We start from the raw sequence: 24507 nt of genomic DNA, 5'->3' as shown, positions 1-24507 counted from the left end.
CGAAAGTAATGCAATTTAAGGATAATTATAAAGTTGCGTTACTATTTTACAATTGTTAAATAATTAGAGGTTACTCTCAATTGCGCCAACTTTTTCGCGGTATAAATCGATAGGGCCATCTAAAAGCACAGCGATTACGGTTAACACCGGATCTAATTTATCTTCAGGCACAGGAATATACACAATGCCGGGAATTTTGCTCCAGTATAGTTTGTTATAAATTTCGTGCGGAAGCATGGTACCCTCCCCTACAATCCTGATCCTGCTGATGCTATTTTTTAAGCCTTTAATGACAATCGGACCAGTTGGTTTGCCTTCAACAAACAGGTAGAGGGTCTGTTTATCTGCAGAAAGTGCAGTATTTCCCTGATAATGTCCTGCGGGAATTCCTCCTGATGTTTTGTACAAGGCCTCCGCATTTTTGATTACCCAGTTGTTCACGGTTTGATCCAAAGGTTTAATATTAGCGTTGAAATCCATTCCGTCAGCTGCTAAATTGGTGTCGTTAAAAATATTGATACCCCTGTCTAAAGTTGTAGCTAATTTTTTCAGTTTGTAGGGAACAGAAATCTGTTTATTATTTGCTGTAAATAAATCTTTTAATGAAATGGCTTCATTTTCGGTTTCGATAAGAGCAACAGGTTCATCAAAACTTACTTTTACTACGGTCACATCCTGATCAAAATCAGTTAAAGGGATATTGATTATATAATCCGATGCGTTAATATTGGCGAATTTTACCTGACCACCGCGAACTACCTGCATATTTTTTACTTTTGATTTTATACCCGTGAGCATAATGCCTTCATCTGTTTTATAATCGAGGTAGAGGAAGAGCGTTTTTCTATCTTTAGAAAGCGCCGTTTTCCCGTTGAAATGTTTTTTAGTGATGCCGGCTTGTGTTCCGTAAATAGCTTCGCCATGTTTTTTGGTCCAGCGACCTAAATCTTTTAAAATCTGAACCTGTTCTGGTGCGATGGTACCATCGGCTTTTGGCCCGATATCAAGCAATAAATTGCCACCCATACTGATACAATCAACCAGGGTACGGATGATCATATTAGACGATTTATAGTGATTATCATAAGGTTGATAACCCCACGAATCGTTCATGGTATAACAAAGCTCCCATTCTGGCGAGTTTGGTTTTACTACCGGAACACCTTGCTCCGGAGTATCATAATCGCCATGGCCGTTTAAGCGGGAGTTAACAATAATGTTCTGGTTTACCTTTCGTAAATTTTCTAATATATTTTTGGCCTGCCATTCTTCTCCGATGTGTTCCCAATCGCCATCAAACCACACCAGATCAGGATTGTATTTTGTTGAAAGCTCGTTTAATTGTCCCTGAAAGTAGTTCTGAAACTTTTTGAAACGCGTAGGGTCTTGTTTATAATCGTAACGTTTTCTGTCGCGGGTAAAACCATCATAATCCGGATAACTCCAATCAGGTAATGAAAAATATAACCCTGTTTTTAATCCCGATTTTTTAAGTTCGGTTACAAACGGCGTGATTAAATCTTTTTTTGCAGCACTATTTTTTAAGGTTGTAGTTGCATTTGGCATTTTACTGTTCCATAATGCAACACCATCGTGGTGTTTTGTGGTAATCACCGCATATTTAGCACCACTTTCTTTAATTAAATTGACCCATTCTTCAGGTTTATATTTTGCAGCGGTAAAACCATTAAGCTGTTTCATGTAAGCATCATGATTGATGTAGTTGTTAAAAAACGACCATGATTCGGAAATACCATTAACCGAATAAATTCCCCAATGGATGAAAATGCCCAGTTTGGCATCGGCAAACCATTGCATTTTCTGACTTGAAGCCGCTGATTGCTGGGCAGAGAGTTTACCAATAAACAATAGGAATAAAATAAAGAAAAGCTTAAAATAACGCATGATGTTGTTTAGTATATCTAAACGTTAAATATAATATTTTTTGATAAAATTGCTCGTTATTGCAAGGCACAAAGTAATCCTAATGTGCACGCGAGATAGTAGTAGTTATAAGATTGCTTCGTCGGCTGAAAAAGCCTTCTCGCAATGACGAATAGGAAACAAAAAAGCCGCCCAGAAAAATCGGGACGGCTTGTAAAAATATTTGGTTTAGTGATTTACCATTTTTTACGGCGCTCGCCACTTCCACCTTCACGGTTTCCGCCTTCTCTGCGTGGACCTCCGGTGTTACCACCTTTGTCATCACGGCTACGTCCAGAAAAATCTCTGAAACCGCCACCGCTGTTTCCACCTTCACGTCTTCCGCCGCCGCCAGAACTTCTTCTGTCGCCACCACGGAAACCACCGCCACCGCCGCTTCTGCGTTCTCCGCCGAAACCGCCACCGCTACGTCTTTCACCGCCACCGCGTCTTTCACCTGCGCCTTCACCACGACCACCGTCTCCACTTTTCTCGATACGTACCTGACGACCGTTGAATTCAACTGATTTAAAGCCTTCAAAAACTTTGTCGGCAACATCATCTTCTACTTCAAAGAAAGAGAAAACACCTTTTAAATCGATTTTACCAACGCTTTTGCCACCAATTTTACCGTTGTTACAGATAAAAGATAACATATCGCCACGGGTAAATTCATCTACAGAACCTAAGTTGATGAATAAACGGGTATAACCTTCGCTACCACGTCCGCGTCCGGCTCCTCTTTCGCCCCTGTCAGCACCGCGGTCGTCGCCAACTGCAGCATTTAAATCAGGTGCTTTAGAATAATAATCCAGGAAGCGGTTAAACTCTAATGAAGCAAAACGTTTAATTACATCTTCTTTAGATAAATCAGCAAACTCATCCATGATACGAGGAATATACTGATCGATTTGTTCGTTGTTAACTTCTACGTTATGTACTTTATGTACCAGAGAGAATAATTGTTTTTCGCAAACATCAAAACCTGTAGGTAATTCAGCTTTAGTAAATTGCTTACCAATAATACGTTCCAGCTGACGGATTTTACCTAATTCTTTAGAGTTGATGATACAGATAGAAATACCGGTTTTACCAGCACGACCTGTACGACCAGAACGGTGAGTATAACTTTCAATTTCGTCAGGTAAAGAATAGTTAATTACGTGAGTTACATTGTTTACATCGATACCACGTGCAGCAACATCAGTAGCAATTAACAACTGCATGTTACGCTCACGGAAACGTTGCATTACTTTATCACGTTGTTGTTGCGATAAATCGCCGTGTAAAGCATCTGCATTATAGCCATCTTTAATTAAATGCTCGGCAACATCCTGTGTATCCAATTTGGTTTTACAGAATACTACGGCAAAAATTTCAGGGTTGAAATCTACAATACGTTTTAAGGCAGCATATTTATCACGTGCACGAACGATGTAATATTCGTGTTCGATGTTTACGTTACCTGTATTTTTTGTGCCCATGGTTAATTCTACAGGGTTATCCATATAGTTTTTAGCTATACGGCGAACTTCTGCAGGCATAGTAGCCGAGAATAACCAGGTTTTTTTGTCATCAGGAGTAGTTGATAAGATGTCGTTGATATCGTCCTGGAAACCCATGTTCAACATCTCGTCAGCTTCATCAAGCACAACATATTTAACGTTTGAAAAATCAATTGCCTTACGGCCAATGATATCCAACATACGGCCGGGCGTGGCCACTACGATCTGAATTCCCTGACGGATTTCGCGTAGTTGCTGCATAATGTTCGCGCCACCATAAACGGCAACCACGTGGGCATTAGCAATGTTTTTAGAAAAGTTTTTAAGGTCGTTAGCGATTTGCAAGCATAACTCACGGGTAGGGCATAAAATCAATGCCTGTGGTTTGTTAACTTTAAAATCGATTAGTTCTAACAGCGGCAAACCAAATGCGGCTGTTTTTCCTGTTCCTGTTTGGGCCAAACCAACAAAATCATTAGTGCCTTCTAACAGTACAGGAATACTTTGCTCCTGAATAGGTGTTGGAGTTTCAAATCCAAGATCCTTTACGGCATTAACGACGTCATCACTTATCCCCAATAATTGAAATGGGTTTGTCATTCGTCTTTTTATTTTTAATTGAGCCGCAAAGGTACGGTTAATATTCCGTATTTCACAGATTACCAGGTAAATAGTTTTTCATGCTAAATGTTTGAAAATAAAGAAGTAACAGATAATGTAAAATGGGGGATGGAAAATGGATGATGTATGGGCTTTAAACGGAGATCGGAGATAGACTTTGGGGTTTATTTTTTTATTTCGGGTGTAGAAGGTTAAGTGTTTAAATTGGTTAACTGATTAATCGAGGGCATGAGACAAAGTGTAATTCCATCATCCGTATTACATCTTGCATCATTATAACAGAGGTCACTAAGAGAAGGCGTACAGAGTTGGATGCAGAAAATAAATTTTATTAATTCCATGCGTTCCGTGTTTCTGTGGCAGAATAATGTCAAAGTATTCTTCCTGCATAGATCCTTCGACTACGCTCAGGATGATGAATCTAATAAAAATCAAATTCTATTAACTCCGTACGTTCCGTGTTTCTGTGGCAAAAATAATTTCAAAGTATTCTTCCGGCATAGATCCTTCGACTACGCTCAGGATGACGAATCTAATAAAAATCAAATTCTATTAATTCCATGCGTTTCGTGTTTTTGTGGCAAAAATAATTTCAAAGTATTCTTCCGGCATAGATCCTTCAACTTTATATTGATTTTTATACAATAAATTATTCCTTGAAATGACGAAACAAAAAAGCCGCAGATTTAACCAGAATCTGCAGCAACTATTACTCGATTATGGTTTATACCCAACCATAGGGGGTGTATTTTTAAGGTTTAACCATTAAATTATCTTTTAAATAAAGTGCCTTGCTTGATGATCCGATCATGATGCGATATTCTCCTGGGGCAACATTCCAAACGTTATTGATATCAAGTGTTTGAAGTTCTGCCTTTCCTAATTGAAAAGAGACGGTTTTCGTTTCACCTGCCTTTAAACTTATCCTTTGAAAAGCTCTGAGTACCAGAACAGGCTGAGCCAGTTTGCTTAGTAATGGCCTCATGTACAATTGAACCACTTCTTCACCATCATAATTGCCGGTATTTTTAAGCTCGAAACTTACGGTCGCCGTTTCATTTTGAGTAATGCTTTTCTTATTGAATTTTAAACCGGAGTAGGAGAAATGGGTATAACTCAATCCGTAGCCGAAAGGGAAAAGCGGCTCACCGCTCAAATTGTTATAATCATCTCCCCTACCGGTAGGTTTGTGGTTATACACTAATGGTAGCTGCGATTCATCAACAGGGTAGGTAATCGGGAGTTTTCCTGAGGGATTTGCTTTACCCAACAGCACATCTGCAACGGCACTGCCACCAGCTTCGCCCGGATACCATACATTTAAAACTGCACTCACCTTATTTAACCAGGGCTGCATATTAATGGCGCTACCTCCGGTTAATACCACTACAATCGGCTTACCCGTTTTTGCAAGTTCCTGAAGTAAAATTTCCTGGTTACCCGGCAGGTTTAACATCGCACGATCTAAAAATTCGCCTTCTTTTATTCCTGCGACAAAAACTACCACATCATTATTTTTCGCTGCTTTTACCGCATTTGTTATTTCTTCTGAGTGCTGAACGTTATAATCCCATACCAATTTTATTTTCCCATTGCCTTTAGACTCGAAAAACTCTACTTTAATGGAGTAGGCTTTATTTTTCTCAAAATGGAACGGAGCTGTTTTTAAATTGAATGATTTTTTATCCCAGTTATCAATCACCAGTTTATCGTTCAGGTATAATCGGTAACCATCATTTCCCTCCAATCCGATATTAAGATCTGCATTTTGCGGAACTTTTATACTGCCCTCCCAGCTGATTGAATAATTATCCAAATCAAGTTTTTCATCAGGCGGATATAAAGTCCAGCTGAAATTGATGGCCTTATCCTGCACTGTTTTAACTGGCACTCCACTAAAATCTAGACCGCTATAATATTTTCCGCTCAATCCCGGCTTTTGATCTACAGAAAGAAACTGGCTATCTACAGGAACAAAAGACTGAACTTCGCGGCTGCTTCCTTTTAAATAATTAATTTCAATATCACCGGAAGCAGTACTTTTTAGTCCTTCCAGAATATTTATTTTTTTATTTCCAGTGCCACTATAACCGCCCAACCGGCCTTCAACAGCATCCTCGCCCAGTAATAAAATGCTTTTTGTATTTTTTAGTGGAAGAATATGGTTATCGTTTTTGAGCAATACAAAAGATTTTAAAGCGGCTTCTTTTGCCAAGATATGATTGCTTTGATCGCTTAACATTTTTTCAGCAATGCTTTCATCCACGTAAGGCTGCTCGAAAAGGCCTAATTCAAATTTTGCGCTTAATACCCTCGCAAGTGCATCGTCAATTCTGGATTTTGGAATGCTTCCGTCCAAAAACGCAGGTAGAAAAAGCTTGTAATGATTATAATCCACCTGAAAAATCACATCTAAACCGGCATTGATCGATTGTGCTGTAGCATCTTTATAATCTTTAGCAGTAAAATGCAAAACATTAGCGCCACCTACCGCTCCGGCATCAGAAATAACAAAACCTTTGAATCCCCATTCCGACTTTAACTTGTTAGTGAGCAGCCATTTATTTGAAGTAGCCGGCGAACCAAAAACACTGTTGTAAGAAGTCATTAATGAACGGATACCCACATTTTTAACGCCATCTTTAAATGCCGGAAAAGGGATTTCTTCTAAAAAGTGTTTATCCATTTCTATAGGATAACTGTCGCGGCCACCATCGCCTACATTGGCAATAAAATGTTTTGGGGTAACAATAATATTTTGTTTTTCAACGGCATTCATAAAAGCATGTCCCAATACCGTGGTTAAATAAGGGTCTTCGCCATAGGTTTCTTCTGTCCTGCCCCACCTTACATCCGTTGCCATATTAATTACTGGTGCCAAAAGATCTCTTAGACCACGAGCGCGGGCCTCATAGGCAATGGCTGTACCTATCTTAGCCACCATTGTGGTATCGAAAGTTGCTGCTAAACCAATGGACTGTGGAAAGGCTGTTGCACCTTGCCTTACCAAACCATGTAAGGCTTCATCAAATGGAATAATTGGGATGCCCAAACGGGTTTCTTCTATAAAGAATTTCTGGATTTTATTGATCTTTTTGGCAAGCGAAAGCCCATCTTCTGAGGTATTGTAGGTTAACATCTGCTGGGCGTTACCACTTCCCTGTGCGGCCGCACTTACCTGCAGGCCAAAAATTCCGTGTTTGAACTGTACTTTATTCTGTTCGGTAACATCGCCCGGGATCATAAACAACTGCCAGAATTTTTCTTCTGGTGTCATTCTCGAAATGAGGTCTTTTACCCTTAAATCGATGCTTAACTTTGAATTTTTATAAGGTAATATCTGCGCTTTTTTAACCTGTGCAAAAAGACTGCAAGAGAAAAAAAGCGTAGGCAATAAATACAAATATTTTATCGGTTTCGGCATTACTATTTGGTTTCGGGCGTAAAAGAAAATGTCAGGGCTATTTTCTCGTCGGTTTTAGGAAGATCGAAGTAAACCTTATCATTTTTTAATGTCCATTTTATTTTTTGGTTGGTAGCTAAAATGGTAACCGGAGTTCCTTTTTTAGGAATATTCCCCTGCCATGAAATTTCATTAACCGCAGCATCGTCGAGAAAGCTGATGCCGTAAATTGTTTTTCCATCCTTGCTCTGGGTAAACCAGTTCTGCCCGTCGTGATAGTTTTTGGTGATCCGTGTTCCGTAAATGGCAGCACCATTTTTTGAAGTCCACTGCCCAATTTCTTCTAACTTTTTAACCACATTATCAGGCAACGTTCCATCAGGTTTCGGTCCAACACCTAATAACAAACTTCCGCCTTTGGCCACAATTTCGACTAATTTATGTACCACTTCAGTTGCTGATTTATAATGATCGTTAGGTACAAATCCCCATGCACCACCTAAAGTCATGCAGCTTTCCCAGGGGTAATCCAATTGTTTTTCGGGGATTTTCTGTTCAGGAGTCTGGTAGTTTTCGAACTGGCCGTGTACGGTTCTATCCACCATGATTAAACCTGGCTGTGCTTTTCTGGCTATTGCTGCAATTTTAGGCATGTCAATATCCTGGCTCCATTCCGGAATTGGCGCTCCCCACGAAAGTACCTCCTGGTTAACACTTGCCCTCGGACGAACCCAGCCACCATCCAGCCACAAAATATCGATGCTGCCATAATTGTTCATTAATTCGCTGATCTGGTTTTGGGTATAGCTTTTGAACATATTCCATCGCCAGGGATTTTTACGGATATCGTAATTGTTGTTTCTGTTGGCTGTGGCATATTTATCCCACCAATAATATTGAGAATGCCAGTCGGGTTTGGAAAAATAAGCGCCGATCATAAAATTTTCTTTGCGGAATGCATCGAACACATATTTAACCACATCTTTCTTTGCATTGGTAGAAAAAGGACCTTTAGCGATGCTAAAATCAGATTGTTTGGTATCGAACATGGCAAAACCATCGTGGTGTTTGGTGGTAAATACCAGGTATTTCATGCCAGCATCTTTACCTGCTTTTGCCCATTGTTCGGGATTGAATTTTGTAGGGTTAAATTTTTCGCTCTGCCCCCAATACCATTTTTTATAATCTTCGTATTTAATAGTGCTGTCTCTTTCTATCCAGTCTTCTGAACAGATGGACCAGGATTCGATGATACCGGGAACGGCATAAAGCCCCCAGTGGATAATCATCCCAAATTTTTTATCCTGCCAGGTTTCGAGCTTTTGTTTAACTGCGGCATCTTTAGGCCACTCGTAAATCTCAGACTGAGGCATGATGTCGTTTTGCTGGGCGGAAGAATGGAGTGTAAACAGCGTTAAACAAAAAAGAAAGTAAATTTTTATCTTCATTATCAGGGTATAAAAAGAGGTTGTATCATAAATATAAATTTGTCATCCTGAGCTTGTCGAAGGACTTGTTTAAATACTCTTTAAACTGTTTCGACAAGCTCAACATGACAGCATTTGAACTTCAATCGCCTTTATGATACAGCACCTCTATCAGTTAATGTGTTTTAAAATTAAGGCATCCAGTACACCTTTTTGGCAATCTGAACATTAGCATCTACATTACCACCAATTGCATTTAAATTAGAAAGGTTGTTTGTTTTCTCATCATCAGGATAAGGCAATCTGTTGTAAGTGGCGGGTGTGTAAGTGGCATCTTTAGGTGTAACTCCAGTACGGCGAACGGTGCACCAGGTTTCTACGGCGTTAAAGATACTTGCCAGCCAAGATTGAGTGATTATTTTTTTATAATTTCCGGCTACATCACCAGCAGTAAATTTAACAGCCGGATTACTGGTAAAAACATCAATCTGTGCCTGGGTAATTGGGCCAGGTTTAGCTGCAGTTGGCCATATAGCAGTTGTATTGCTATTAACAGTAGTGTACCAAAAGTTAACAGAGGCTTTCATCCCTGCATTATATTCCGTTTCAGCCAAAGCCTGATCGGCACCAACACCTATGCCTTGATTATAAATTTCAGCCTTTAAAAAATGTACATCCGCTTCTGAAATAATTACATAAGGGAAACTCTGAAAATCACGTACGAGATAGTAATTAAATACAGCGAATTTATTACCGGGATCGCTACCAGGTGCTTTTGGACTATTGGTAGATTCATTCGGATAAGGTGTACCACCATCTTGTACAGACCCATTTTGTGGTTGAGGTACCCATTTACCTGCATTATTTGGCATAAACCAGACTTTGTAACGCGGATCAAAAAATCCGGATCCATCATCAGCGTTGGTAGACGACATTTTAGCAAACACATTCGAACTCATCCTGATGTTCGAAACAGAGAGTTCCCGGAATGCATACCAATAGCGATCGCCATAATCCGGAGAATTTGGTATAGATACTAAAGGAAAACTTCCAAAGTTACTTTTGTATAAGTCCGTAAGATCCTGATCATTAGGTAACGGGTAGATGGAAGGATTTCCCAGAATTTCCGCAATGATGGCCTTCGCCTTAGTTTGCAAATTGGTTTTACTTAAACGAACAGCATAACGCAGTCTTAAGGCGTTTCCAAACTTCTTCCAGGCAACAAAATCGTTGGCTAAAAAAGATTCATAAGTACCTATTGAGCTTTGGTTTGGGCCACCAACACCTTCAACAGCAGCTTTCAGATCATCTAATACACTATTATAAACGCTTTCTTCTTTATCATACTTTGGCTGGTAGTTTGCTGAGCCTTCGGTAGCAATAGCGGCCTGGCTGTAAGGTATATCGCCATAACGATCTAACATCGATAAAGTTTTTTGGCTCATCAAAATAGTTGCCATATACTTTACATCATTATAGATGCCTGGATTTGGGGCGGCACTAACCAGCTTTAATAATTGCTTATAATCGGCCAGATCCTGGTAATAGTTGCGCCAAAAAGTAGTAATATAATTAATATAGGGTAAGTTTTTATTCTGAACACCCTGCTGATTGGTAACTGGCATAAACAAACCCGCATAGATCGTATAATCTTCTTCTGTTGCACGCTTGGCCAGGTTATTAAAAAAGCCTGCAGGTGTTGCTGTAGAAACCGTTGCATCTTTGTATGGCTTATTTAATTCTTCGAAACCTTTTTTACACGATGCCACACCAACGATCAGTGAGAGGCCAAGTATAGTATGGATTACTTTATGTTGAATTTTCATGTGATTAATGCTTTAAGTGATTAAAATGAAGACCGGATAGTGAAACCAAATGATCTTGTTTTGGGCAGAGATCCATATTCTATACCTTGCATATTACCGATACCGTTTACACCTTCCGGATTTAAGCCTTTAGGTATAGTAGTAAAGATGTAAAAAAGGTCTCTTCCAACCAGTGAAAGCGACAGGTTTTGAATAAACTTTGTTTTTTGAAGCAATGTAGCCGGAACCTGATAAGTTAAAGCTACCTCCCTAAGTTTCATCCAGGAGTTTTTAAATACTGATGCAGAGCGTGGCGCACCTAGGTGGTTCCAGGCAGAAAAAGTACCCTGATAGTACCATTGGTAATTTACCACATCGTTGTTTGGAGTAGCGCTTGTAATATTACCCTGAGCATCGCGGGTAACAAAAACACCTCCAAAATTAACCCCGCTGTTTGAGGTCGTCCCATCAGGATAAACCAGAGGTAAACCTCCACCATCACGTTCTTTTAAGGTTTCTACTAAGTTTCCACTGCCCATACCTGCTGCATAAGAACCAAAAAAGGTATCACCACCAATTTTTGCATCAGCCAATACGTACAATGAGAATGCTTTGTACTTAAATGTATTGGTAATACCACCGGTTAACATGGGTTGAGAATTACCGATTGGCACCTCATCGGCTGTTTTTACCCACTGCGTACCTGCATAATAAGTTTTGCCATTAACGGTATACTGTAATGGCTGCCCATCTGTTCCTTCAGCACGCATAACTATTTTTTGGCCATTGTAATAGGTAAAATCCCTTCCGTATAGGGTGCCATAGTTTTCGCCAACTTTAACACGTTGTGAAATACCGTTCCCTCCAAAAAAAGTACCCAGGGTTAGGGTTTCAATCCCGTCCTGTAAAGCCAAAACCTTAGTTCTGGCATGTGCCCCGCTTATAGATACATCCCAGCTAAAATCTCTCGTTTTAATTGGAGAACCACTGATAATAAATTCAAAACCAGTATTTCCTAATGATCCTGTATTAATTTTAACATTGTTAAAGCCCGATGATAAGGCCAATGGATTATCCAAAATTTGGTTAAAGCTTTTCATGGTATAACCTGTTAAATCGATATTTAACCTGTTTTTAAATAAACCTAAATTAATACCGGCCTCGAACGATCTGCTTTTTTGCGGCTTTACCCCTTCAAATTTTAGTGTACCTGGCAGACTTTGTGCTTGCTGACCGTTATTTGTGGTTACATCCAAAAGATTAAAAATAGAGTATGGGTCGGTATCTGATCCTGTTTCCGCATAAGAAAGCTTCAACTTTCCGAAACTTAACCAGGGTAAGCTGTTCTGTAACCCCTTAATCCCATCAGTAAATACATAACTTAAATTTGTTGCTGGATAAAAGTAAGAGTTAGAACCGTTTGCCAATGTACTCGACCAGTCGTTACGTGCTGTAGCTTCTAAAAAGAGATAATTTTTGTAAGAAAGGTTTAAAAAACTATATGCAGAATTTATCTTTTTAACATATTTTGTTTCTTCAGGTTGTGGGACAGGATTTGAACCATTATTTAAAGCAAAAACAAACGGTTTTACTAAACTGCCATCTGTCCGGTTACTCGAAACATAGTCATTGCGATAATAGCTTTCTACCCCTGCAGTTAAACTTGCATTAATTTCTTTACCAAAAAGATTGTCTTTATGTAAACGGGCAAAAGCTTGTAGGTTGGTTGACAAATTTTTGGCTTGTGCCAGCTTATAAGCACCGTTTGCCTGTCCTAATACATCGGTAGGATAATTTTTCACAGTGGTTACATCATTCGAATTGTCTACCCCACCTTGTGCGGTCACATTTAAGAAATCAGTTAAATCGGCCATTACCTTCATTCCCCCGGTAAGTCCATTACGATTAAAAAGCGTGTTATTGTTATTGATATTCCAATACTGGTTAGCTAAATAACTTCCGCTGTAAGGATAAGCAGGCGAACCTGCAGGGAAATTACTTGGGGTAAGTACATCCTTCCGCGAATTGTTAGGACCATAAGTATTGTCGAAATCTACGTAAGGGTTATAATCTCTTGGCATGGAATAAATTACCCCACCTAAGTAACCCGAACCAACGGTAGGGGCATTTAAACGGGTAAAGTTTACATAACTTGCCGTAACTTCTGCACTTACTTTTTTAGAAACCTTAAGCGTAGAACCTAAGTTAAAAACGTTCGATTGAATGTTACTATTTAAAATATTGGCTTTGGTGTCATTTCGCGTATAAGAAATACGTCCTGTAGCATTATCATTACCGCCAGAAATGGCTACATTATGACTTACTACTGAACCATCAGGAAAAAATGCCTTCCAGTTATCTGGCTGCGCAGAATATGGCCGCAAAACCCCATCATAATTTAATATTGGAAGATTATCGAATCTCGGGCCCCAGGATTGACTACCCGGATAACTGAAATAGGCATCAGTTGCTTTACCGTTTGGATAAGGAACCGTACCGAAAGAATTACTCAAATATTCTCCCGCTGAGGTATAGTTATTTCCAATTTGATAACGCTGGCCTGCACCATTTACAGGGAACATTTTACTGTTATCTGCCGTTAACATAGAGGCTACTCCACCTTGTCCGTATTCATTTTGAAAATTTTGAAGTTCGTAAGGATTTGTATGTCTGTAAGAGTAAGTGTAATCTATTCCAAGTCCAGGTCTGTTGCTCCCTTTTTTACGTGTAATTAAAATAACACCATTACCACCCCTTGCGCCGTATAGTGCAGCCGCAGCAGGACCTTTTAATACGGTAATGCTTTCAATATCGTCCTGATTGATGAAGTTCATACCCGTACCCCAATCGTTATTCGACGAAACATCAGCTCCGGTATTACCGGCAACTGATGAAGTATTGTTTCCGTTCACGTTGGCCGGATCGTTGTTAATGGCTACTCCATCAACGATGATCAAAGCCCGGTTATCGCCGGTTAATGAGGTATTTCCACGGACTACAATCCTCGATGAGCCACCTTCTACCCCACCACCTGATTGTGAGATCTGTAAACCGGCAACTTTACCCATTAAACCCTGCGCTATAGTAGGTGCCTGGCCTATTGTTAAGTCTTTTCCGGATACCTCCTGCGTAGAGTAGCCCAGCGCTCTTTTTTCCTTTTTAATTCCAAATGCTGTAGTAACCTGAACCTCTTCCAAACTGTTAGCAGACGATTCCAGTTTAACATTTACAGTGGTAGATGCTCCTACCGTGATTTCTTTAGAGGTATAACCAACAGACTTAAAAACGAGAATATTTCCTTCTGCTGCTGAAATAGAGAATTTACCATTCCCATCGGTTTGAGTGGCTTTGGTTGTTCCTTTAATAGCGACACTTACACCTGGTAAGGGTCCTGATGCTTCCACCACCGTACCGGTAATGGTTTTTTGTGCAAAAACAGTTATTGCTAAAAAATTCAACAATAAAATACTTAAGCACCTTAAGTACATTCTTTTCATAAATGGGTTTAGTTTAGGATTAGTTAAAAGTGGTTCATAACTTGGTGGAGTGGGTTTTCTTTATTTTGTCATATAGTATCAGTTTAGTTATAAAATATTGGTCTTATTCGTTTTAAGGTTAGCTATTCAAACAAACTACTCTCTACCGTTAAACTGGCAGCAGCAAGTAATTCTGCCTCATCGGTTAGTTTAGAAAGTTTAATTTCAGTTTGCTCTGCAATTCGCGGGATACAAAACTCGTTAATGGCCTGCTGGATTGGCGGCAACAGCATTTTACCTGCTTTAGCACCCCTCCCACTCAGCACAATGGATTCGGGATTTAACAGATGGATTAACGTTGATATCCCTTTTCCCAACTGAAAAATGGCTTTTGCCAATATCGATATGGCAACCGGATCCTGTTTGGCAACTGCACTTAAAAAGTGGTCGGCAGGATGTTTGCTTTTATCCATAAACAATCTAGTCATGCTCGATTCAGCACCACCTGCAATTGCTTCCTGAGCTTTCCTGGCCATTACCAGTAATGAGGTGTCAACTTCCAAACATCCTCTTCTACCGCAAGAACAAAGATTATCGCTGTCAGATAGCGGGATATGGCTAAATTCGCCGGCACTACCACTACTACCGCGGTATAATTTTCCATTAATAATCATTCCCAATCCGGTTCCCCAGCCAATATTAACAACCATTACATCTTTCAAATCAATGGCTACACCAAAATTCAGTTCTGCGAGCGCAATTAAACTGGAGTCGTTATCTATATGTACCTGCAAATTAATATGTTGCGAAAGATATTGCTGTAAAGTTGTATCATCTTCTACCTTTAAAAAAGAATGGTTAATTCCCTCATCTGCATTAACAAAACCCGGCATCCCGATGCCAACGCCCAAAATATCCTCTCTTTTGATTTTAGACTGATTTATACTTTTATTGATAAAATTAACCAGATCGGTGATGCTGCTGTTTTTCGACGACATTTCGAATTCCAGGGTTTGTACTGGAATAACCATCTTGCGGGTAAGGTCGTAAATGGTTAATCTCGATGTCAGCTGATCCATTGCTATGGCCACAATATATTTTTTAAGGTCTGGATTTATTAAAAACATTGCAGCCCTTCTTCCTCCTGTAGATGGAGCCAGGCCTTGTTCTAAAACATATCCTTCGTTTATCAGATTATTTACATTGGAAGTAACCAGCGGTAAACTTTTTTTTGTTAGTTTACTTAAATCAGTAAGTGATAGTGCTTTCTTATAATATAAATGTTTGATAATATCGGCGCGCAGCCTTTGACCCTTCTCAATTATTACTGACATGTTTGGATGATTTTAAACAAACTTAATAATTTATTTTGTAAGCATCCGCATACTTTATAATAATTTAAATAAGTGATTTGGCTTCCTGATTCCGGAATTAAAAATAATCATACAGGCTTTGTCAAACCGACAAAACCTATATGATTAATTAAACCTTAACGACCTTGCAGATAAACTGAATACCTTATAGAACCTTGTTTATCTTTAAAAACGGCCGTAGGAACATCAATTTTAAAAGTATGATTACCGGCTGTTAAATTGCCAAGACTAATCTCACGTATCGGAATCGCATCCCCGGGACACCAGTTGCTCCATGACGACCAATCTGAAGCAGTTCTGGGAACAGAACCGTATATTCCATTATTTTGAGTATTATACTGGCGATAGGGTTCGCATGATTTTCCACCTGGTTTATATGTTAATTTTAAAACATTATCAAAATAAATATTATGGTCTCTACGCACGTATTCTTCCCCTCCGCTATTGGCTCCATGGGCAGAAGTAATGAGGTAAAGCCTGGCATCGGTAACCGCCAAAGGCAGGTTAATGGTATATGTTTTTTTACTACTTCCTACCTGGTCTGTATTGTTTGCAGTGTAGTTATCCAGATCTTTCTCATTCGCTATCGGGATCATCTGTACTGCTGTAGCAGGATCGGTTCCACCAGATTTATTAACAAATTCTATTGTACCATAAAAAGTTTCATTATGGCCTCCACACCCACTAATTTCATTCTGGGCTGCATAAGGCACCCCAAACAAATTAAATACCACATAAATATCATAAGAGGCCCGTACGCCTGCATCCCTTAATAAATTGGCGACATTATCTGTGCTAAAGAGATAGGGTGCAACATTTGGCGTTTTGTTTTTATCCATAAATGGTGTAATAAAACGGCCTACTTCAATGTGTTTGCCAATATTTTCATTAAAGGCCGAATTTTTTGGAATAAAACTCAGGCCTACAGATCCGATCCTGTCGTAATTATCGCAATATGGTGTAATACTTACCTTGATATCTAAACTATTAGAAAGTTTGGAAAGATCTGTGGTGCTTAACTTTTTAATGTATTTGGAGTTCGATAAACGTGTTACATCAGCAGGTACAGGTGCCGTTACGGTTGCGGCATAACCATCGTAAAATAAAATTTGGTCGAATACTTTAAAGGTATTGGGTGCTGCAGCGGGGGTATTGGCCAGGCTTAATGTGCCATTTTTGGACAGTGCAGGTTGCTCGCCAGAAAGCTGCTCACTCTCATTCCTTTTACATGAGGCAAATAATAATATTGCCGCAGAAAAGATTAACATTCTTTTTTTCATAGTTGATAAATTTTTGGTTAGAAGATTAGTCCACTTATAGCTCGACAAATCATAATAATATGACCGGCAAGACATAAGCATAAACTAAATTAATAAAAATAAATCAACTTTATAATTTTTTTAAAAAGAAATAATATCTTAATAAAAATATAATTAAGATATTATGTAAATAAAGATTATATATTGATTAAAACAGCTTGTTCAACTAGAAATTTATGAATTAAACTAAAGTTTTAGTAAGCTTCAATAGAACAAAGTAGATCAAATCTCTTGGGGAACAAGTACACAATTACTTTTCTATAACTGGCAAATCCTCATCGCCCTCTTCATAAGGCAAATATAATATTACCAAAGTGAGCATCTCGTCTATACTTTTCATCTCACCACCGCCATAGATATTTCTTGGTGGATTAAATAAGTTTTTTGGATTATCTTTTGAGTTGTCGTACGTACCTTCAATAATCAGATAAGAACCTTTGGGGATTATAAGCGGTTTTTGATATTTATAAAGCTCCTGCCAGTTAAAATCCCATTTAGGAATTGAGATTAATTTTAAGGTATCTTTTTGGGGTGTAATTGCATAAGCTTTAAAATTTTTTCCCAGTAAATGCATGTGTGGCCATACACCTAAAATAGACTGTTTTTCGGGATTGGTTATTTTTAGCTTAAAAGTGCGGACGCTATCGGCAGGAATCATGAAATATGGTGTAATTTCCTCTTCTGCAATTCCACCTGATCCTAGATTAATTACATCAATCACCCTTTCGATTGGCGACTTGGTAAAAAAGAAATTAATGGATGAAAAATCTTCTTCATCTTTTCCGGTTGGTGCATAATGTATGGTTAATAAGATTACACCTCTTTTAGGCATCACCCATCCAATGTTTTTAGGATACGATTCGTAATTTGTTCCTGGAATCCACCCTCCATAATAAATCATATTGCTTTTATATGCTTCATAGGCCGAAAAGTTAGCATCAGTCTCTCCTACAGTAGTATTGATATAATCAGGAGATTTATCAATCGAAATATTATTTGAAACATCGTAAATAGCAAAATTGGCATGATGGATTACTTTTCTATTTTTGGAAACAAATTCGATTGCTTCCACATTTTGAGACTGATCAAACTGATATGGTATTTTAAATACGATAAATCTTTCCTTATTATCGCCTTGTATCTGAAAAGTTTTCGCCATGCTTAAAACAGCATCAGGCTTACGCTTATAATTGGTACCCTGCTGATATTTTGTTAAAATTAAGGTAGTTTGTTTATTCGGACTTCCAATTGGCATTTTGTCATCAATCCAATCAATAATTGTTTTTTTTTCCAAAGCGGTTAAGCTTCTGTTTCCCTGAAAAGGAACTGCTGTATAGTGTCCATCGGCTTTCCAAGGTGGCATGTAACCAGAATTGACTACTTTCTTTATAAAAGAAGTTCGTTTAACTACATCTTCATAAGAAGTTAAGGGAAAAGGTCCAGCCTCTCCTACACGGTGGCAGGATGCACATTTATTATAAATAATTGGAGCAACATCTTTATAAAAGGTGCTTTTTTGAGCATTAATATAAGAAAGGTTAAAAAAGAAGAGAAGAATAAAATTTATCTTTTTCATTTAATTATAGATCATTAATATAACAGCCTATGGGCATGGTAGAACCTATTAAAACCTTCCTCTCAGTTTCTATTGCTTCTATGGCATCAGTAAGGAAATGTTTAGATGCCACTTGTTTTTGCTGACCAAGTTCTATTATTTTATCATCAATTAGCCCTGAGTATATTCTTTTTCCATTTTTATCCAATAAAATAACCTCAGGAGTAACCTTTGCATTCAATAACTTTGCTAGTTTTTTCTGTCCATCATAAATGGCCGGAAAGGTTATTTTATAATCTTTTAAAAAAGTTCTAATCTCTTGAACAGTGTAAGATTTACCTGCAAAAACACCGATTATTTCGCAGTTTTTATATTTTTCCTGTATTTGTTTGAGTTCGGGGATGTAATTTCTACTTAAGGGGCATTCTGGTGACAAAAATATAAATGCACAGCTTTTATTTAATTTTACTGGATGGCTGGGAGAGATTGATTCGAGTTTGAAAGATTTTATGTTAGCAAACAACCCAACTTGTTGAGATTTAAGGTCCTGAGCGTAGATTTTATTCAAAAAAGTGAAATAAACCAATAGCCAAAGTAAAAATTTTGCGCAATTTTTCATTTTTTACATTCAATTAAAATGGCCGGTTATACCGGCCATTTTTTAATAATAAAGGTAGTAATAACTTATGGAATGTCCCACCAAACGCGACCTTTAACATCTGTTGGTTGTCCAAAGTTTGGATCTTTTGCCATTTCTGTTATTGCCGCCTGTTTATTTGCATAATTGGCATCACCCGATAATGGAAAGTTGACCACAAAGCGTCGTGGAATACTTTGCACCTGACCACCGAATACAAAGTTTTCAAGATTTAGTGCCGTTTGAGCATTTGGCATACCTGTCCTTTTTAACAGTGCCCAACATTCGTTATAGTTTTTATAAAAATTTAAATATTGTTGGATAACAATCTGTTCTAACCCTTTTGCCGGATTATACACAATTTCAGGCATTGCTTTATAGGCCGCTATTGCACCAGCACCCAAAGCTACATAATCAGGTAACAATGCACTTTTCGCAATATTATCGTAAGTAATAATCGAGGCTTCTATACCTCTGTTATACCAGTCTGCAGCACTTTCGGTTGAGATATTCCTTGCAGCCAGTTCAGCTCTCAAGAAACAAACATCAGCGTAGGTTAAAACCAGAAACGTTGATGAACCAGTTCCAGAATTTGAGTTCGGATAAAACATACGTGTCTGAATAGCAGAAACGGTATCCAAATTCACATTTGCGGTACCATTTTTAATCACAACAGGTGAGAAAAAAGGCTGTTTAGAAGGTGTTGTACTTGCGTCAGGGCTAGTAAATTGTCCATAATAACGTCTATTATCATAAACTGCGGCTGCTGGTATCTTTCCCTGTGTCTTTGCTGCTGCAAAGTTATCAGTTGTCCATGAGTTTTTCTGGTAAAACAGCGGCAACCTTGGGTCTGAATTCCTCCACATAAAATCAATGGTTCCGTTTGCTCCATAAGCACCCGAAGCACTTACATCCCAGTTACCGCTTGTGCCTGTTAGGCTCGACGAAGCTTTGAAAGACCAGTCATCATCAGTAGATGACATTAAATCGGCAGCATTGTTTGTTAATATATCGGTAACAATAGTTTTAAGCTTAGCTGGATCTTTTTTAGATAAACGCATGGCAATTAATAAACGTAAACTGGTAGCCGCTTTGATCCATTTTGGCACCGATCCCTGATAATATAAATCATTAGAACCCAAACTTACTTGTTCTACAGCTGGCTGCGCTTTTAAAGCTACAACAGATTCCTTTAATGTTTTTTCAAAGTTATCATACAATTGCTGCTGCGAATCATAAACCGGGGTTAATGTTCCGCTGTACCTCGCCTGAAGAGCCTGGCTATATGGCATACTTCCATTTCCATCGGTTACAAACCAAGCTTCGTATACTTTTAGTATCTCGGCTATAACCCTCATTTGAGCATACCTGGGTTTTTGATCATCTGGTAATTTATCTATGGTTTTTTGAACATCAACCAATAAATTTCCAGAGTTTAAGTAAAAGCGGCTATAACGTTGGTTAATATTACCTATACCATCTGTTATGGTATTTGTATTACCTGTTAAACCTACCATCTGCCTTGTCCACCTCGATACGCCTCTATAATTTTCGTAAAATGCCTCAAAACTATCATCGTGCCAACCTGTTATTGCTTTTGTAAATATAGGTTGTGGCGATATTGCCGTTACTGCATCTGGATTTGTATTAAATTCAGCAAACTTTTCTTTGCTGCACGAACTTACGAAAAGTGCAGTACCTAAAACCAATGCTGCACTAATCTTATATTTTAAATATTCCATAATAACTGAATAAATTTTGTAAAACAATGATTAAAAACTACCATTAATTCCAAATGCAAACGTTCTAACATAAGGTGTACCTCCACCTAAAAATGCACCACCAGCACCTGTACTTGTAAAATCGTTTACATTAACATTATCTGGTGCATTATTATACAAGAAGCCTACATTTCTAGCACTTAAATTTAACCTAACACCATTCATCTTGATTCTGGAAACAAGTGATTTCGGTAAATCATAAGAAAGTGTAATATCCCTTACGGCAACCCAAGACGATTTAAAAGCTCCTCTTTCGCGGATACCATTAGCCCAACCATTGGAATTGTTATAGTAGCGGTAAGTTTGTGTTGGTATTCTTAATCCTTTATCAATGGTTTGCTGATGGGTCATCCCTCCAACGTTAACTCCATTTATTATGGTTCCATCAGGAAATACACCGTCTAAAACAACACCAATCTGCTGTACGCCATTTTCTGTATATGGCACTCCCCCACTTGCAACATCACGTCCATAAAGTGTATTTGCTAAATTTCCTGTTTGGCTACCATAGTAATAGGTATCAGAAAACACGTAACCACCAAATTTAGCATCTACTAAAGCACTCAATGATACTGATTTATAATTAAATACATTTCTTACGCTACCATAAAATTTAGGTAAGGTAGAACCAATTGTGCTTTCCGGTTCTAATCCATTTGCATAGTTAGCAGCCCTTGTGTAAAATGCACCACCACTGCCAGAAACCGACAATACTTTTTTACCGTTGTTTGGATTATCGATTGGATTGCCCTGAGCATCTCTTGCCTGGTATTTGGCATATCCGTAAGCAGCAACCATTGTTGAATATTCTCCGCCTACACGGGCAATCGTCCTAATTCCGTCGCCGCCTTCTAATTGTACAGTTGTTACGCCAGGAGCCAATGAAATAATTTTGGTTCTGTTTCTGGTATAGTTAAAATAGGTATCCCAAGAAAATGTTTTTGTTTTAATTGGTGTTCCTGATAATATAAACTCAATCCCCATATCCTGCACGTCACCACTGTTGATTAATGCAGAGCTTACACCAGACTCAGATGGAACAGCTAAGCCGACAATTTGATTTTTAGAATTTTTCTTGTATGCAGTAAAATCAAGGCCTAATCTGTTTTTTAGCATTTTCAGTTCTAAACCAACCTCCTGACTATATGTCCTAACAGGCTTTAAGTCGGTATTGCCTAATGTACTGCTATCAAAACCATATTGTTCTATCTCTGACCCAGAAATCGGCACATAGTTTCCATTTTTAACGTAATAACCTGTATTCGCCCTATATACCGAGGTTCCACCACCTGTAATTGAATAAGATGCGCGTAACTTTGCATAAGAAAAAACTTCAGGAAGTTTAACTGCATCTGTAATTACCCAAGCTAAATCTGCTCCGGGATAGAAATAACTGTAATTTCCAGTCCCATTAGAGTAAACAAGAGTAGAGTTCCATTCGTTACGACCATAAATATTTAATGTTAACCAATCTTTATAACCGATACTGCCTTGGGCATAAGTAGCAAAGTTTTGATATACATTACCTGCATACTCTCTAATTGTTGGGGTATTAATTGAATTTGAGATGCGATATTGTTTTGGTACCCTCAAACCTCCATTAGTATTGTATATACTTCCTTTAGTCTGAGAACGAACCAGTTCAGATCCTAATTGTAAAAACAGGTCGAAATCGCTGATTTTATGTTTTAGGTTAAAGCTGCCTCTATACCTGCTATCGATAACGTTTCGAACATCTGCACCAAAGTATCCTCCAGCAAAGTTAACATCCTGACCTAATTCTTTAGTATCTCTAGCAGTATTGTACCAGTTTAAACCAACATTGGCCTCAAACTGTAACCATTTTGTAAAATCGACCTTTGCATTTAGCGATCCTCTTAAGTTATTTTCGTTTTGTACCTGACTATTTTGGTTCATTCTGAAAAACAATGAATTTGTTCCGAAAGGGTCATTGGCACTTCTACCTCCTTTAACCGGGTCAAGATAATTCTGGCTCCAATAACCAAGGTCGTAATTGGTAGGATACCCCCAGGTTAACCCATATATTAAACTATTATCTCCAGATAACAATTGTGGATTAAAACCTTTTGTATTGGCATAAGAAACCGTAGCATCCAATGTAACTGCATTTGCCAATCTCTGGGTTCCCCTGAAATTAAACGTGTTTCTATTTAATTTATTCAAAGGACTTACACCATTACTATAGTTATTGGAATAAGAAAACCTAAAAGTTGTTTTCTCATTACCACCCTGCATAGCAATATTACTATTTATATAACGACCTAATTGATAAAGAGTTAAGGGATTATTTAAAACTGAATTGGTGATTTGCCTTTGTCCATCAGCATCAAGAATAGTTGATCCGTCTAATTTGGGTCCAAAACTGAATCCGTAAGATGCAGGATTAATCTGATTCATGCCATTAGGTGCTTTTACAAAATCGGTCATCGTAAAGCCTGAACCATATTCTTTCTGCATATCAGGCAAGGCATAGGCTTTATCAAAGGTTTCATCGTGACTAAATGAAATACCTAATCCTTTTTGAGAGTAACCTTTTTTAGTGGTGATCAAAATTACACCATTTGTAGCCCTACTTCCGTATAGTGCTGTTACTGAACCACCTTTTAAAACAGATATACTCTCTATATCATCAGAGTTGATATTTTTTAGAACGTTACCGAAATCCTGATCGCCACCTCTCGAAGGAACCACAACATCATCAGATAACATAATTCCATCAACAACGATTAACGGAGTGTTTTCTGATCCGTACAAACTTGAGGCACCACGGATCTGGAATTTTGGACTAGATTGAGGTCCGCCCTGCCCTGGTTGAACCATCATACCCGGAACTAATCCTTGTAATGCTGAAATTGGGTTGGTTGTATTGGTAGCTCTTATCTGATCGCCATTAATACTGGTAAGTGAATAACCTAAATTTCTTGTTTTTCTCTGTTCTCCTAAACCTGTGATTACTACATCACCAAGGACTTTAGCATCATCTTGTAAGGTTACATTTAAAACACTATTATTTCCTAAAGCAATTTCTCTGGTAATATAGCCCAAATACTTGAAAATAATTGTTGAATTTGGTGGCACTGACAGACTATACTTTCCTTCTGATGAGCTAGAAGTACCATTGGCAGAACCTTTCTGGAGAATGCTTACACCTGCTATGGGCATGCCTGCATTATCGGTTACCGTTCCTGAGACGGTTTTTTGAGCAAAAGCAGATATTGTTACTAGACATAGCAACAACATACTTAAGCTAGTTAAGTAGATTTTTTTCATAATCTGTTTGTGGGTAATGATTAGTTTATTGATAGTTACTTTAAAGCGGTTTATTATTCATTCTTTATTTTTTCATATTGTTTTGTTTTAGGGTGGGTGGATTCTGGTTTATAAAATAAAATCGGGCAGCATAAATATTTTCAATTCTATTACTAAATCGATTTAAAATGCAAACAGTTTGTTTAAAGGAAGTATCTGGTGATAGCTTGCTATAAATCCAGACGGAGGCATAGAATGGTTGGCTTCATAAATTATAGGGGTTTGATTAGTTATAACAAACTTAATAAAAAAACACAAAACCACACTATTCTTTTTAATTTTTTTAAAAAGGTGATTTTAGCATAAAAAAGGCCTGCATAAGCAAGCCTTTTTTAAATATTTTATGAATAAT

The 24507-nt window shown here is 38.2% G+C and carries 12 protein-coding genes; all 12 read right to left on the bottom strand.

Annotation, left to right across the window (positions count from 1 at the left end):
* Positions 1–63 precede the first annotated feature (63 nt).
* Positions 64–1905 carry an alpha-L-fucosidase gene (locus tag ABD769_RS19095; RefSeq protein WP_344852959.1) on the bottom strand — a complete coding sequence of 614 codons (1842 nt, stop codon included), beginning with the start codon at positions 1903–1905 and terminating at the stop codon, positions 64–66.
* A 215-nt stretch (positions 1906–2120) separates the two neighbouring features.
* A complete protein-coding gene (locus tag ABD769_RS19090; RefSeq protein WP_344852958.1) occupies positions 2121–4028 on the bottom strand; it encodes a DEAD/DEAH box helicase in 1908 nt (635 codons plus the stop codon).
* A gap of 772 nt (positions 4029–4800) precedes the next feature.
* The gene (locus ABD769_RS19085; protein WP_344852957.1) at positions 4801–7473 is read right to left on the bottom strand and encodes a glycoside hydrolase family 3 N-terminal domain-containing protein; all 2673 of its coding nucleotides are present in this window, start codon (positions 7471–7473) and stop codon (positions 4801–4803) included.
* 2 nt (positions 7474–7475) lie between these two features.
* The gene (locus ABD769_RS19080; RefSeq protein WP_344852956.1) at positions 7476–8900 is read right to left on the bottom strand and encodes an alpha-L-fucosidase; all 1425 of its coding nucleotides are present in this window, start codon (positions 8898–8900) and stop codon (positions 7476–7478) included.
* A 170-nt stretch (positions 8901–9070) separates the two neighbouring features.
* Positions 9071–10705, bottom strand: a complete 1635-nt coding sequence (locus ABD769_RS19075; RefSeq protein ID WP_344852955.1) for a SusD/RagB family nutrient-binding outer membrane lipoprotein — start codon at positions 10703–10705, stop codon at positions 9071–9073.
* Positions 10706–10725: 20 nt separating this feature from the next.
* Positions 10726–14181 carry a SusC/RagA family TonB-linked outer membrane protein gene (locus ABD769_RS19070; protein WP_344852954.1) on the bottom strand — a complete coding sequence of 1152 codons (3456 nt, stop codon included), beginning with the start codon at positions 14179–14181 and terminating at the stop codon, positions 10726–10728.
* Positions 14182–14303: 122 nt separating this feature from the next.
* The gene (locus tag ABD769_RS19065; RefSeq protein ID WP_344852953.1) at positions 14304–15494 is read right to left on the bottom strand and encodes an ROK family protein; all 1191 of its coding nucleotides are present in this window, start codon (positions 15492–15494) and stop codon (positions 14304–14306) included.
* A gap of 155 nt (positions 15495–15649) precedes the next feature.
* A complete protein-coding gene (locus ABD769_RS19060; protein ID WP_344852952.1) occupies positions 15650–16813 on the bottom strand; it encodes a peptide-N-glycosidase F-related protein in 1164 nt (387 codons plus the stop codon).
* Between the two features lie 289 nt (positions 16814–17102).
* Positions 17103–18428, bottom strand: coding sequence for a monooxygenase (locus ABD769_RS19055; RefSeq protein WP_344852951.1), 1326 nt, complete (start codon positions 18426–18428; stop codon positions 17103–17105).
* A 4-nt stretch (positions 18429–18432) separates the two neighbouring features.
* Complete coding sequence (locus tag ABD769_RS19050; RefSeq protein WP_344852950.1) at positions 18433–18975, bottom strand: redoxin domain-containing protein; 543 nt, start codon at positions 18973–18975, stop codon at positions 18433–18435.
* 116 nt (positions 18976–19091) lie between these two features.
* Entirely contained in the window at positions 19092–20786 is a 1695-nt protein-coding gene (locus ABD769_RS19045; protein WP_344852949.1) for a SusD/RagB family nutrient-binding outer membrane lipoprotein, read from the bottom strand.
* 30 nt (positions 20787–20816) lie between these two features.
* The gene (locus tag ABD769_RS19040) at positions 20817–24116 is read right to left on the bottom strand and encodes a SusC/RagA family TonB-linked outer membrane protein (RefSeq protein ID WP_344852948.1); all 3300 of its coding nucleotides are present in this window, start codon (positions 24114–24116) and stop codon (positions 20817–20819) included.
* Between the last annotated feature and the right edge of the window lie 391 nt (positions 24117–24507).

This window comes from Pedobacter jeongneungensis, assembly GCF_039538295.1.
In the GTDB taxonomy this organism is placed as follows: domain Bacteria; phylum Bacteroidota; class Bacteroidia; order Sphingobacteriales; family Sphingobacteriaceae; genus Pedobacter; species Pedobacter jeongneungensis.
Note: the sequence above shows the minus strand (reverse complement) of the source record. Positions and strands in the feature narration are given on the sequence as shown.